Genomic DNA, 12,541 nt, shown 5'->3' on the forward strand with positions numbered 1-12,541 from the left:
AGGGGTATCAGATGCCCGCGTCAGTCATCATCACCGTGGTAGTCGTCTCCATCGTCTATATGGGTTGGGTTGTCCTAGCCGTCAACTGGCCGAGGAAACTCGGCCCGGGGGAACATCCCGCCGAGGTCGACACCGAGCAGGGCGAATCATGACCGGCCCTATAGAGGTCTACGACACCGAGCTGCCGCAACGGGTCCCGTTCGTCGGGCCACCGGTTCCGGTCGATCTGCTGCCAGTCGAGTTGATGGAGCGCTTCGTGGGCGCGGTCCGCGAGTGGGCGCAGGATGAGGCCCGGTGAGCGGCATCACCCCGGAGCAGGCCCGCGCTATGGATCGCTGCGACATCGCTCCGTACCACCTTGATGTCGAGCGAGCCAACGGCATCGTCCGGATCCATGCCGAGAAGGGCACGTGCACACCGGATACCTGCTACCGGTTGGCGGCCGCTGTCGGGTTCCTCGAGGAGGCTGGCAAGCCCGCGGGTATCCGGGTGTCTGCGGACGGGAACGTGTCGGTGGTCGACGCGGACGGCTGGCTCGAGGATGCCCCCGCGACGGCCGAGCGGACCGCGATCGAGGACGGCAACACGATAACCGTCGACCCGGTTGAAGTCACCGATCATCCACAGCGGGCGCTGCCGCACGCTGAGTAGAACGTCTGTGACGCCTGCCCGTCACAACGACGGAACGCCCCTCGGTCGTGCGTGACCGGGGGCGTTTTCGTGTGCGCGAGTGGGCATCGGTGGGCACAAAATGGGCACAACTTGCCCTAAAACAGGGTGATTTGGAGTGAATTACAGTGATGTATTTTTGCAGGTAAACCGGTATTTGATCCTCTGACCACAGGGGCGATTAGGGTTCAAATCCCTCCGCCACCGCTGCGGGCCTCGACCTGATTCCTCAGGTCGAGGCCCTTTTCTATTGGCGGGGGTGTACGGCTCGCCGATTCTGGAGGCATTTCGGCGGCTTTCGATCTGGAAGCCGAAAGTCGCGGGTTCAATTCCCGGCTACCCGGCAATGACCGGGTCCGGCTCGCCCGTCGTCATGCCGGTGACTACCGGGCTTCGCCAGTCGCGCAGCTATCTCTTCGATGTGTCGAGTTCGCCTGTGGCGACGGCGACTACGAAAGGGGGCTGTTCGTGACAGATCTTGCGATGGCCTTGGTGACAGCAGCGGTGGCGCACAAGTTTTCGCGTGGGCCCGGCGCAGCTTTCGGCCGGGTCCCGTGGATCGGTTGCTTCTAGTCCGCGCCCGGGAAAGCCTGGCGCACACCGATGGTGATCGCTTCGGCTTCGGGCAATCGGCGGCGTTGTGCGCGCTCGAGCGCCTCAACGACGCTCGCGGTCCGATTGTCGCTGTGCGCATCGATGAACGTGACCACTTCTGGACGTCGGACGGCAATTTGGATCCTCATACCACCCATACCTCGATGGTAATCCGCCTGCCTCCAGAGAGATACTCACTGATCGCGCAACCGATTTCGGTCCGCACCGATTCACGATGCGGGTGGATCCTGCCGCCGCAGGACGGCGGTCTGTCGATCCAGGTCGACGCCGAACCCAGGCGGTGCGCCTTGCGCTTCTTCGTCGCGCAGCATTGACACCGAATCCCGGTGGTCCAGTTCCATGCGCTTGGTTGCGTAGAACATGGCGGTGAACTCGTCGGTGAAGGTGCCGGAGACGGGGGTGCGGCGTTTGCGGCGTTTACGGGTCAGGGCTTCGTAGAGGGCTACGGCCAGCAGGAGTAGGACCCACCCGGGGATGGACCAGCCCAGCAAATCCGCCATGTCGCACCAACGAATCCACCGGTTGCGGAGTTCCTGGGTAAGTGGGCGGCGGGCGGGTATACGGCGATTAGGTAAGCGCGGGGAGGGTGCGCTGCGACGATGCGGTGCAGTCCAGCCGCGCATGAATGATCCGCGAGAGTTTGATGAGAGAGCCCTATTTTCGATTCGGCAGTGTGCTGGTGCTGATCTGGTTGGTGATCGGCGTCGTCGCCGCGGGGCAGCGGCACTATTTCGACAGTGGTCCGGTCAATTGCGCCGGATTCGGCACGATTGCGGTGACGGTGATCGCCGGTCCGCTCAACTACATGGGCGTGAATCCGAAGGTCGCCGATTGCAATGTGCCCCAACCCAGTCAGTAACGCCTGAGGGCTGGGCTTCGAGGGTTCGGCCACCCTCGGGGTTCAGGGCGTGCTCTGCCGGGCGGCGACATGCCGTGCGGTCGGGCGCGCCCGCCCGCCCGCGGCACGATGCGATAATTCGCTGAAACCCGTGCGCGCGATTCGCGGGAGAGAATATGGGCGAAATGAAACTTGGCAGTGTGCTGATCGTGATCTGGCTGGTTATCGGCGTTGTCGCGTCGGGGCAGCGGCACTATTTCGACAGCGGTCCGATCAACTGTGCGGGCTTCGGCACGATCGCCCTGACCGTCCTCGCGGGCCCGCTCAACTATATGGGCGTGAACCCGAAGATCGCCGACTGCAATGTCCCGCAACCGAGTCCTTAGATCGGCACCGGCTCCAGAACCCGCTGTGGTTCAGTAGCTTTCGTCGAGCCGCTGCCGGACGCGCCCACTGAGGCGATGATGACGAGGCCGATACCGACGCACTGAACGAGCGCGAGATCTTCGCCGAGCAAAAGCAGTCCCCTGCGGCCGCCGGTTCCAGACTCATCACACACAGAAGGTGGCCGCTGAAATCTGGCGGCCGCTTCGAGCTCGCTGGCGTGCGGCACCAGCGACTAGAGCACCGGCGAGCGCCGCGAGCACCAGGGGATCGAACAGTGCCGGGCTTCGTGCTGGCGCCGATGATCTCGAACAGGTACTCGGCCTGGCCCGCAACCAGTTGGATTGCTGACCATAGCGGCGAGGATGAGGGTGGGCGGGGGCACCGCGCGAGCCGTACGTGGCTGAACCTGCACAGCCCGAAGCTAGGTGCCCTAAGCAAAGACAATGGACCGGTCGGTTTCTCGAAAACGGTGCTTACCTCGCCGATCGATGCGCGATCTGTGGTGGTCGACACAAGTGCTCATCCGGCCGGAGAGTGATCGTCTCGCGTGCGGGTATCCGAGTTGGTACGCGAGTGCGAAAGGAAGCGATGACGATGCGCGAGCGTGTGACCCACCCCAGACCAGCGCCTTCCGCTGGTGCGCGACTGTTAGGCATGCTTCTGCTGATCTGGCTGGCCGTCGGCATTCTCGCCGCGGGTCAGCGCCACTACTTCGACAGCGCCCCGATCAACTGTGCTGGGTTCGGCACCATTGCCGTGACGGCGCTGGCCGGTCCGCTCAACTACATGGGTGTGAACCCGAAAGTCGAGGAATGTAACCTCCCGCAGCCCAGTCTATAATCCCCTGTCTCCCAGTGGAATTCGAGCGATAATCGGCGAAATTCAGTGGGAGCATTCCGAATTCGAAATCGCTGCGGTGCCAGTGATTCCGTATCCCATCCCGTATGCGGAATTCAAACTGCGCCTCGGCATTGCGCGCGTCACGGACCAGATGCTCGGGTCGACTGATCGTTCGGCCCGGCCTTCGGCACGCGACCGTCACGAAAACGCAGTTGCCCCCCGAAACGCACTCGGCCCCGCACCCGAATCCGGGTGCGGGGCCGAGCCAGCAGCTCCGATCAGCTCACGCCGACCGGCACCTTGACCGTCTCCGCGGACCGCTGCTGCAGCTCACGCAGCTTCGCGCCCTCGACGTCGATATCCGGCAGGATCCGATCCAGCCACTTCGGAATCCACCAGGACCACTTGCCCATCAGCACCAGCAGCGATGGGATCACGACCATCCGGACGATGAACGCGTCGATCAATACGCCCGCCGCCAGCGCGAAGCCCATGGATTTCGCGGTGATATCGGTTTCCAGCAAGAAGGAACCGAATACGGCGATCATGATGATCGCGGCCGAGGTGACGACCCGGGCGCCGTGGTGATAACCGGCGACCATCGCGTCCTTCGGCGACTTGCCGTTGACGAACTCCTCGCGCATCCGGGTCACCAGGAACACCTGGTAATCCATGGCCAGGCCGAACACCAGGCCGATCAGCATGATCGGCAGGAAGCTGACCAGCGGATGCGGATCCTCGATCAGCCCGAGCTTGCCCTCCTGGAAGACCAGCACCGTCGCACCGAAAGTGGCCGCCATGGAGAGCAGGAAGCCGAGCGCCGCGGTCAGCGGTACCAGGATCGAGCGGAATACCAGGATCAGCAGCAGGAATGCGGCACCGGCCACGATCGCCAGATACGGCACGATCTTGCTCAGCAGCACATGGTCGACATCGGCGAAGATCGCCGTGGTGCCGGTGATGCCGTATTCGATGCCGTACTCGGACTGCATCTGCGCCTCGGCATCGCGGGCATCACTGACCAGATCCTTGGTGGCCTGGTTGTTCGGACCCGACTTCGGCACGCCGTCGAGCAGCGCGCCCGCCTTGTCTTCACCACTCCACTTGGGCTCGGTCACGTAATCCATGCCCGAGTAGGACGCGAGCTTGGATCGCAGGGCGGTTACCGCGGCCTCGCGCCGGTCGGCGGGCACATTGGTGAGGTCGACCGCGACATTCAGCACGCCGTTGCTGCCCTCACCGAAGCCCTCGGTGCGCAGTTCGTAGGCCTTGCGGATGGTGGAGGTCTTGGGCTGGCTGTCATCGCCGGGCAAGCCGAGGTTCAGACCGGCGGCGGGTGCGGCGAGCAAGCCGAGCACGACCACGCTGAGCAGCAGTGCGACCGCGGGCGCCTTGCCGATCAGACGGCCGACACGCATGCCATTGGTGACCGACTTGTCGTCCTCGGGATCATGCTGGGCCACGATCGGCAGCTTCGGCTTGAACAGGAACCGGCCGAACGCACCGAGCAGCGCTGGCATCAGCGTGATGGCTGTTAGCACCGCGAACGCCGCGGCGATCGCACCACCCAGACCCATGAACGTCATGAACTGCACGCCGACGATGCTGAGTCCGCCGAGCGCGATGATGACGGTCAGACCGGCGAACACCACCGCCGAACCCGCCGTACCGAGTGCGGTACCGGCCGCTTCCTCCGGTGAATCCTGCACTGCCAGTTCGTGTTTGTAGCGCGACACAATGAATAGCGCGTAGTCGATCGACAGGGCGATGCCGATCATGGACGCGAGGAACGTGGTGAAGCTGGGCACCTCGATGATCGAGGTACCGAGGAAGATCAGCGAGGTGGCCGCGCCGAGACCGACGATCGCGGTGATGATCGGCACGAAGGCGGCGACGATGGCGCCGAAGGCGATGATCATGACGACCAGCGCGATGCCCATGCCGATCTGCTCGGACTTACCGCTGGGGCCCTCGTTCTTCTGCGCGATCGAGCCGCTCATCTCCACCTGCAGCCCGGAATTGCGGGCATCGCTGGCGACGTTGTAGGCGGCCTCGCGCTGCGCGTCGGTGACGTCGGTGAACTTCTTGATGGTGAACGGGACGCTGAAGAAGGCGACCGAATCGGGATCGGTCTTGCTGAGCACGTTCAGTGGTGTGCCACTGCACTTGGACGGATCCGGGTCGGTGATGCAGCCCGACTTCTCGGCGGCCTCGACCGGATTCATCACCGGCTTGCTGTGGTCGACGATGTCGAGCGTGCCGAGTTTGGCGATGAAGGCCTCCAGCGCCGCCTGGTTCGCCGGATCGGTCAGCTTCTGACCGTCGGGTGCGGCAATGACATAGGTGCCGGTGACGGCGTCGAATTTGAAGGCGTCGGAGGCGCCGGGAAAGTGCTTGTCGAGAATGTCGTTGGCACGGGCGGACGGCAGCGCCGGCATGCTGAAGTCATTGGTCATCGGCTCCTTGAGCTGCGCGCCGAGGCCGCCGAGCAGTAGGAACAGGACGATCCAGACCGGAAGCACTATCCATTTCCTGCGGAAAGCGAACTTTCCCCATCTATACAGATAAACGGACACGAAGGGTTCTCCTAGCGATGGCGATGGCTGGTTACGTGCTGGTTCGTGGCGCGTAGACAGCACTCGCGGGGATTGCCCTGCCGACCCCCGCCTCCAATTGACGCTTTCTGCCTACCGTGCGGTAGGTAGACTACCCAGGGGCTAAGCGGAGGTACAACCTCAATTCTGGTGGCAACGTTAGCTCAGCGCATAAGTGATGAGAGGATCATCCCATGACCGTTCGTGACGCACGCGACGCTGTTGTCGCAGGTGGCGGCACAAAAATGGCAATTCGCGACGCCGCGGTAAAGCTGTTCGGAGCCAAGGGATTCGAGCAGACGAGCCTGCGCGAGGTCGCGGATGCGGTAGGAATCACAAAGGCTTCGCTCTACTATCACTACGCCTCGAAGTTAGATCTGTTACTGGCGATCGTCGATCCGATCGTGGATCACATGCGCTCGGTGATCGAGGATATCGATGCGGTCCCGCACGACGAGGAGGGCGTGCGAGCCGTTTTGCGCGCCTATTTGCGCGGCATGATCCGCCATCGCGACGCGGGTGCGCTGTGTGTGCGCGATACCGTCGCCATCATCAATGTCATGGCCGACCGGTATCCGGACATGATGGATTCGACTCGGGTGCTGCGTGACTGGCTTGCCGGACCCGGTGCCGACGATGTGACCAAACTGCGGGCCAGTGCGGCACTGGAAGTGCTCGGGGTTGCGCTGCTGTCCACCGAACTCGTGCCCGGCGTGGAGGATTCCGTGGTGGAACGCACATTGCTGGACGCGGCCACTTGTGTTCTTACCGGCTGCCATACCGCGTAGATTCGTTCGAACACCGAAGAGGCCAGGGAGTAGCCGCCGTGCACATCACCGCGAGGGTCGATTACGCGGTGCGGACCCTATTGGAGATCGCCCGCGCACCGCAGACCCACCGTGCTTCGGATCGGGTCGCCGTGCAGGTCGCGCCGGTGGTGAAGGCCGAGGCGATTTCGACCGCGCAGCATATCCCGCCCAAGGTGCTCGAGACGGTGCTCGCTGAATTGCGCAGAGCTGATCTGGTGACCAGTAGGCGCGGCCCGGACGGCGGCTATTGGCTGGCCCGCCCGGCCGCGCAGATCTCCATTGCCGATGTGATCCGCGCGATCGAGGGCCCGCTGGCCTCGGTGCGCGGTGAGCGTCCCGAGGATGTGCGCTATCCGGGTGCGGCCGAACCGTTGCAGCGGGTATGGATCGCGCTGCGGGTGAATATCCGTGCGGTACTGGAGAACGTCTCCATCGACGACATCGCGCAGGATCGGCTGCCCGGATTCATCGGCACGCTCACCGAGGATCCCGGTGCCTGGGCGCGGCGATAATTCGGATCGAATCATGCGGGCCGAAAGCCTCGCGCACGAACATCGCTGCTGGTCAGGAATGTTCGCGACGGACCACACGGAATGACGGTAGCCTCCTTTTCATCATGCTGATCAGACTGCTTCGCACTCATCTGGCCCCCTACCGGGCCCAATTGGCGGGCGTCGTCGGCCTACAACTCATCTCGGTCATCGCGATGCTGTACCTGCCGACCTTGAACGCCGACCTGATCGATAACGGTGTCACCAAGGGTGATATCGGCTACATCTGGACCACCGGTCTGTGGATGCTCGCGGTCACCGGTGTGCAGATCATCGCATCGGCCTGCTCGGTCTATCTCGGTGCGCAGGCCGCAATGGGTGCGGGGCGGGATCTGCGCGGCGCGGTGCTGCATCGGGTCGGCACCTTCTCCGCGCGCGAGGTCGGCATCTTCGGCGCGCCCTCGCTTATCACCCGCAATACCAACGATATTCAGCAGGTTCAGCTGCTGATCGTGATGTCGGCGACCATTCTGGTGATGGCGCCGATCATGTGCATCGGCGGCATCTTCATGGCGCTGCGCGAGGATCTCGGGCTGTCCTGGCTGCTGCTCATCGCGGTGCCCGCACTTGCCATTTCGATGGGCGTCATCGTGGCGAAGATGGTGCCCGGCTTCCGTGATATGCAGCACCGCATCGACGAGGTCAATCGGGTACTGCGCGAGCAGATCACCGGTATCCGCGTGGTGCGCGCGTTCGTGCGCGAACGGCAGGAGACCTGGCGCTTCGGGGTGGCCAATACCGAACTCACCGAATCCTCGCTGCGGGTCGGACGGCTGATGGCGCTGATGTTTCCGCTGGTGATGCTGATCAGCAATATCACCGCCGTCGCGGTGATCTGGTTCGGCGGACATCTGATCAACGAAGACAAAATGCAGATCGGCTCGCTCACCGCGATGCTGTCCTACATCATGCAGATCCTGATGGCCGTCATGATGGCCTCCTTCCTGGCCATGATGGCGCCGCGCGCGGCCGTCTCGGCCGACCGGATCGGGGAGGTGCTCGAGACCGAGACCTCGGTGCTGCCGCCGCGGCTGCCGCAGCCGTTCAAAGGTGACCCGGCGCAGGTAGATCTGCAATTCGCCGAATTCGCCTTTCCCGGCGCGGAGAAACCGGTGCTCTCGGCGATCCGGTTCCAGGTCGAGCCGGGAACGACAACGGCCATCGTCGGCTCCACCGGTGCGGGCAAGACGACACTGCTCAATCTGATTCCCAGGCTCATCGATGTGACCGATGGCGCGGTCTACATCGGCGGCACCGATGTCCGTCATATCGACCTCGAAGTGCTGCGCGAACAGATCGGACTGGTGCCGCAGAAGGCATATCTATTCTCCGGCACCATCGCAAGCAATCTGCGCTACGGCAATCCGGACGCCACCGACGAGGAACTGTGGCGATGTCTGGAGATCGCGCAGGCCGCCGACTTCGTCCGCGATATGCCGCAGGGTTTGGCGACGCCGGTCGCGCAGGGCGGCACCACCGTCTCGGGTGGGCAGCGTCAGCGGTTGGCGATCGCGCGGGCGCTGGTGAAGAAGCCGCGGGTCTACCTGTTCGACGATTCGTTCTCCGCACTGGATGTCGCCACCGATGCCCGACTGCGCGAAGCATTGCGGCCGGAGACCAGAGACGCCTCGGTAATCATTGTGGCGCAACGGGTTACCACCATCCGCGATGCCGATCAGATCGTGGTGCTCGAGGATGGCGTCATGGCCGGGATCGGCACCCATGAGCAGTTGATGCGTGATTGCGCGGAATACCAGGAGATCGTCGCCTCGCAGCTCGGCGCCGATGAGACCGTCGTGCTCGCCAAACGCAACGGAGCGCCGCCCGATCCCACCGGTGACGGGCATCGGACCCGGCGAGAGGAGATCCGATGAGACCCGGAGCGGTGAATCCCGGTGCGCCGGATGCGAAGGCGAAATCGTTCGGTCCATCGCTGCAGCGGCTGTTGCGCAGGCTGGTGCCCGAGCGCGTCTATGTCGGCGCGATCGTCGCGCTCGCGATCATCTCGGTAGTGCTGAATACGCTGGGCCCCTACATCCTCGGCAAGGCCACCAATGTGGTCTTCGACGGTGTGGTCGGTCGCCAATTGCCCAGTGGCATCACCAAAGAAGAGGCGATCCAGCGCCTGCGGGCCTCGGGCAACAACACCCTCGCCGACATGCTCGGCGCGATGGATGTCACCCCGGGCGTCGGTGTGGATTTCGGCGCGGTCGGCCGGGTGCTGATGCTGGTGCTGCTGCTCTACATCGGCGCCGCGGTCTTCAGCTGGCTGCAGTCCTACCTGCTCAATATCGTCATCAACCGCACGGTGAAACGGCTGCGCAGCGATGTCGAGGACAAGATCCATCGACTTCCATTGCGCTACTTCGATTCCACACCGCGCGGCGACCTGCTCAGCCGGGTCACCAATGACGTCGACAATGTGTCGCAGACCCTGCAGCAAACCATGAGCCAGTTGATCCTTTCGCTGTTCTCGGTGATCGGCATCCTGATCATGATGTTCTGGATTTCGCCGCTGCTCGCGTTGATCGCCCTGCTCACCGTGCCCGCCGCGATCGTGGTCACCACGCAGATCGCCAAACGCTCCAAACCGCACTTCGTGAATCAGTGGAAGTACACCGGCATGGTGAACGCCCAGGTCGAGGAGGCCTTCACCGGGCATGAGGTGGTCACCGCATTCGGGCGCAGCCGCGAGGTCGGACAGGAATTCGATAAGCGCAATAACGATCTCTACGAGTCGAGTTTCAAGGCGCAGTTCATCTCCGGGCTGATCATGCCCTCGATCATGTTCCTCGGGAATGTGAACTTCGTATTGGTGGCGCTGGTCGGCGGCCTGCGGGTAGCGACCGGCAATCTGTCGCTCGGTGAGGTGCAGGCCTTCATCCAGTACTCCCGGCAGTTCAGCCAGCCGCTGACCCAGATCGGTGCGATGGCCAACCTGCTGCAATCCGGTGTCGCATCGGCCGAGCGGATCTTCGAAATCCTCGATGCCGAGGAGCAGTCGCCGGATCCGGTCATGGAGAACACCCGGCCGGTCGATCGCGGCCGGGTCGAGTTCGAGGCGGTGTCGTTCCGCTACGAACCCGAGACGCCGGTCATCGAACGGCTGTCGCTGGTAGCCGAGCCGGGACATGTAGTCGCCATCGTCGGCCCGACCGGTGCGGGCAAGACCACCCTGGTGAATCTGCTGCTGCGGTTCTACGAACTCGATGCGGGCACCATCACCATCGACGGCGTCGATATCACCGAGATCACCCGCGATCACCTGCGCTCCAGGATCGGCATGGTGCTGCAGGACACATGGCTGTTCAAGGGCACCATTCGGGAGAACATCGCCTACGGCAATCCGAATGCGAGCGAGACGGATATCCTCGAGGCCGCCCGCGCAGCCTATGTCGACCGCTTCGTACATGCGCTGCCGCACGGTTACGACACGGTCATCGATGAGGAGGGTGCGGGCGTCAGCGCCGGTGAGAAGCAGCTGATCACCATTGCCCGTGCCTTCCTGGCCAAACCGTCCATCCTGGTCCTGGACGAGGCGACCAGTTCGGTCGACACCCGCACCGAGGCGCTGGTCCAGCACGCGACCGCGGCCCTGCGCCGCGACCGCACCAGCTTCGTCATCGCCCATCGCCTGTCCACCATCCGCGACGCCGACCTGATCGTCGTCATGGAAGCGGGCCGCATCGTCGAACACGGCACCCACGAGCGTCTCCTAGAAGAACGTGGCGCCTACTACCGCCTCTACAACGCCCAGTTCGCCGCCGCGGCCGCCGACGCCTAGGCAGTAAGGCCGCCGAGGGTAGTCGAAAGTCGCTCCCGAACTGCTTCCGAGCAACCATTCGACTGCCGTCGGTGCGGCTTGGTCAAACCGGGGGTCGACGTTGCCGCGGATGTCGGGCTGGGAAGATGGCGGGGTGTCTGAGCCCGAATCCTTCTCGTTCACCGTCGGCGCCCGCTTGGCTGGGCGGCACGGACGATCGGGCGTGATCAGTACACCGCACGGTGATATCGCGACGCCCGCATTCATTCCGGTCGGCACCAAGGCGACAGTGAAGGCGGTGCTGCCGGAGACCATGCGGGAACTCGGTGCGCAGGCGCTGCTGGCGAATGCCTACCACCTGTACCTGCAGCCCGGACCGGACATCGTGGACGAGGCGGGTGGGCTGCACAAATTCATGAACTGGCCCGGCCCGACCTTCACCGATAGCGGCGGGTTCCAAGTGATGTCACTGGGTGTCGGCTTCAAGAAGGTCCTGGCCATGGAGGCGGTCGACGTCCGAAGCGATGACGTGATCGCCGCGGGCAAGGAGCGCCTGGCCACCGTCGACGATGACGGCGTCACCTTCCGCTCACACCTCGACGGTTCGAAACACCGCTTCACACCCGAGGTTTCGATGGGCATCCAGCATCAGCTCGGCGCGGACATCATGTTCGCCTTCGACGAGCTGACCACCCTGCTGAATACCCGTGCCTACCAGGAGAAGTCGCTGCAGCGAACACACGAATGGGCGCAGCGCTGCATCGACGAGCACGAACGACTGACCGCCGCGCGCACACATCGCCCATATCAGGCGCTGTTCGCGGTGATCCAGGGCGCGCAATACGAAGACCTGCGCCGCAAGGCCTGCCGGGAACTGGAATCGCTGCGCGGCAGTGCCGGAACGGGTTTCGACGGCTACGGCATCGGCGGTGCGCTGGAGAAGCACAATCTCGGCACCATTGTCGGCTGGTGCAGCGATGAACTGCCCGAGGACAAGCCGCGGCATATGCTCGGCATCAGCGAACCGGAGGACATCTTCGTCGCGGTGGAGAACGGCGCGGACACCTTCGACTGTGTGAACCCATCCCGGGTCGCGCGCAATGCGGCGATCTATGTCGCCGAGGGCAGATTCAATATCAATACCGCCCGATTCCGTCGCGACTTCACCCCGATCGACGACACCTGCGACTGCTACACCTGCGCGAACTACACCCGGGCCTATATCCACCACCTGTTCAAGGCCAAGGAGATGCTCGCCTCCACGCTGTGCACAATTCACAACGAGCGCTTCACGATTCGGCTCGTCGACCGGATTCGCGAGAGCATCGAGGGCGGCTATTTCGATGAGTACAAGACCGAAACCCTCGCCCGCTGGAACTGTGTTTAATGGCAGCGCCTTCGGCGCTGCGTGTTCGCGGCCCCCTGGTGTCTCGCGTCCGAGCCGTCGAGACTCGCGACTTCGTCGCATGCGCTTC

General features: G+C 63.6%; 13 protein-coding genes, 1 tRNA gene and 1 pseudogene. 12 read left to right on the forward strand and 3 right to left on the reverse strand.

Going from position 1 to position 12,541, the window contains the following annotated elements; translation table 11 throughout:
• Nucleotides 1-11: 11 nt before the first annotated feature.
• The 4 genes from ACIBI6_RS39340 to ACIBI6_RS39355 all read left to right on the forward strand — a co-directional run bounded on the left by ACIBI6_RS39340 (nt 12) and on the right by ACIBI6_RS39355 (nt 1,015).
• Complete coding sequence (locus tag ACIBI6_RS39340; protein WP_396960149.1) at nt 12-152, forward strand: hypothetical protein; 141 nt, start codon at nt 12-14, stop codon at nt 150-152.
• Nucleotides 149-298, forward strand: coding sequence for a hypothetical protein (locus ACIBI6_RS39345; protein WP_396960151.1), 150 nt, complete (start codon nt 149-151; stop codon nt 296-298). Before ACIBI6_RS39340 ends, ACIBI6_RS39345 begins: the two co-directional genes overlap by 4 nt.
• Entirely contained in the window at nt 295-651 is a 357-nt protein-coding gene (locus ACIBI6_RS39350) for a hypothetical protein (protein ID WP_396960153.1), read from the forward strand. Before ACIBI6_RS39345 ends, ACIBI6_RS39350 begins: the two co-directional genes overlap by 4 nt.
• 288 nt (nt 652-939) lie before the next feature.
• A tRNA-OTHER gene (locus tag ACIBI6_RS39355) sits at nt 940-1,015 on the forward strand.
• 223 nt (nt 1,016-1,238) lie between these two features.
• Here the strand turns inward: ACIBI6_RS39355 and ACIBI6_RS39360 are convergent.
• Nucleotides 1,239-1,412, reverse strand: coding sequence for a hypothetical protein (locus tag ACIBI6_RS39360; RefSeq protein ID WP_364356952.1), 174 nt, complete (start codon nt 1,410-1,412; stop codon nt 1,239-1,241).
• A gap of 81 nt (nt 1,413-1,493) precedes the next feature.
• Entirely contained in the window at nt 1,494-1,784 is a 291-nt protein-coding gene (locus ACIBI6_RS39365) for a DUF6191 domain-containing protein (protein WP_396960155.1), read from the reverse strand.
• 143 nt (nt 1,785-1,927) lie between these two features.
• Between ACIBI6_RS39365 and ACIBI6_RS39370 the strand changes: the two genes are divergently transcribed.
• From ACIBI6_RS39370 to ACIBI6_RS39380, 3 genes are all read left to right on the forward strand, one after another.
• Nucleotides 1,928-2,143 carry a hypothetical protein gene (locus ACIBI6_RS39370; protein ID WP_364356946.1) on the forward strand — a complete coding sequence of 72 codons (216 nt, stop codon included), beginning with the start codon at nt 1,928-1,930 and terminating at the stop codon, nt 2,141-2,143.
• A gap of 164 nt (nt 2,144-2,307) precedes the next feature.
• Nucleotides 2,308-2,508, forward strand: a complete 201-nt coding sequence (locus tag ACIBI6_RS39375) for a hypothetical protein (RefSeq protein ID WP_364356943.1) — start codon at nt 2,308-2,310, stop codon at nt 2,506-2,508.
• A gap of 655 nt (nt 2,509-3,163) precedes the next feature.
• Nucleotides 3,164-3,349 carry a hypothetical protein gene (locus tag ACIBI6_RS39380; protein WP_364356940.1) on the forward strand — a complete coding sequence of 62 codons (186 nt, stop codon included), beginning with the start codon at nt 3,164-3,166 and terminating at the stop codon, nt 3,347-3,349.
• Nucleotides 3,350-3,627: 278 nt separating this feature from the next.
• Here ACIBI6_RS39380 and ACIBI6_RS39385 read toward each other — a convergent pair whose 3' ends face one another.
• Nucleotides 3,628-5,925 (reverse strand): MMPL family transporter, encoded by a 2,298-nt coding sequence (locus tag ACIBI6_RS39385; RefSeq protein ID WP_396960158.1) that lies wholly within the window; start codon nt 5,923-5,925, stop codon nt 3,628-3,630.
• A 212-nt stretch (nt 5,926-6,137) separates the two neighbouring features.
• Here ACIBI6_RS39385 and ACIBI6_RS39390 point away from each other — a divergent pair, with 212 nt between their 5' ends.
• From ACIBI6_RS39390 to tgt, 5 genes and pseudogenes are all read left to right on the forward strand, one after another.
• Entirely contained in the window at nt 6,138-6,731 is a 594-nt protein-coding gene (locus ACIBI6_RS39390) for a TetR/AcrR family transcriptional regulator (RefSeq protein WP_364356934.1), read from the forward strand.
• A 38-nt stretch (nt 6,732-6,769) separates the two neighbouring features.
• Entirely contained in the window at nt 6,770-7,264 is a 495-nt protein-coding gene (locus tag ACIBI6_RS39395) for an RrF2 family transcriptional regulator (RefSeq protein ID WP_396960161.1), read from the forward strand.
• A gap of 104 nt (nt 7,265-7,368) precedes the next feature.
• A pseudogene (locus ACIBI6_RS39400) lies at nt 7,369-9,093 on the forward strand (ABC transporter ATP-binding protein); the annotation flags it as partial.
• A gap of 80 nt (nt 9,094-9,173) precedes the next feature.
• The gene (locus ACIBI6_RS39405) at nt 9,174-11,087 is read left to right on the forward strand and encodes an ABC transporter ATP-binding protein (protein ID WP_364356928.1); all 1,914 of its coding nucleotides are present in this window, start codon (nt 9,174-9,176) and stop codon (nt 11,085-11,087) included.
• A gap of 133 nt (nt 11,088-11,220) precedes the next feature.
• The gene (gene tgt / locus ACIBI6_RS39410; RefSeq protein WP_396960163.1) at nt 11,221-12,453 is read left to right on the forward strand and encodes a tRNA guanosine(34) transglycosylase Tgt; all 1,233 of its coding nucleotides are present in this window, start codon (nt 11,221-11,223) and stop codon (nt 12,451-12,453) included.
• Nucleotides 12,454-12,541: the final 88 nt, after the last annotated feature.

The organism is Nocardia sp. NPDC050412, assembly GCF_044458825.1.
In the GTDB taxonomy this organism is placed as follows: domain Bacteria; phylum Actinomycetota; class Actinomycetes; order Mycobacteriales; family Mycobacteriaceae; genus Nocardia.

Excerpts from the sequence above, each read along its gene's own strand:
- ACIBI6_RS39340 (WP_396960149.1), top strand. The coding sequence starts at position 12 with ATGCCCGCGTCAGTCATCATCACCGTGGTAGTCGTCTCCATCGTCTAT.
- ACIBI6_RS39345 (WP_396960151.1), top strand. The coding sequence starts at position 149 with ATGACCGGCCCTATAGAGGTCTACGACACCGAGCTGCCGCAACGGGTC.
- ACIBI6_RS39360 (WP_364356952.1), bottom strand. The coding sequence starts at position 1,412 with ATGAGGATCCAAATTGCCGTCCGACGTCCAGAAGTGGTCACGTTCATC.
- ACIBI6_RS39365 (WP_396960155.1), bottom strand. The coding sequence starts at position 1,784 with ATGGCGGATTTGCTGGGCTGGTCCATCCCCGGGTGGGTCCTACTCCTG.
- ACIBI6_RS39370 (WP_364356946.1), top strand. The coding sequence starts at position 1,928 with ATGAGAGAGCCCTATTTTCGATTCGGCAGTGTGCTGGTGCTGATCTGG.
- ACIBI6_RS39375 (WP_364356943.1), top strand. The coding sequence starts at position 2,308 with ATGAAACTTGGCAGTGTGCTGATCGTGATCTGGCTGGTTATCGGCGTT.
- ACIBI6_RS39380 (WP_364356940.1), top strand. The coding sequence starts at position 3,164 with ATGCTTCTGCTGATCTGGCTGGCCGTCGGCATTCTCGCCGCGGGTCAG.
- ACIBI6_RS39390 (WP_364356934.1), top strand. The coding sequence starts at position 6,138 with ATGACCGTTCGTGACGCACGCGACGCTGTTGTCGCAGGTGGCGGCACA.
- ACIBI6_RS39405 (WP_364356928.1), top strand. The coding sequence starts at position 9,174 with ATGAGACCCGGAGCGGTGAATCCCGGTGCGCCGGATGCGAAGGCGAAA.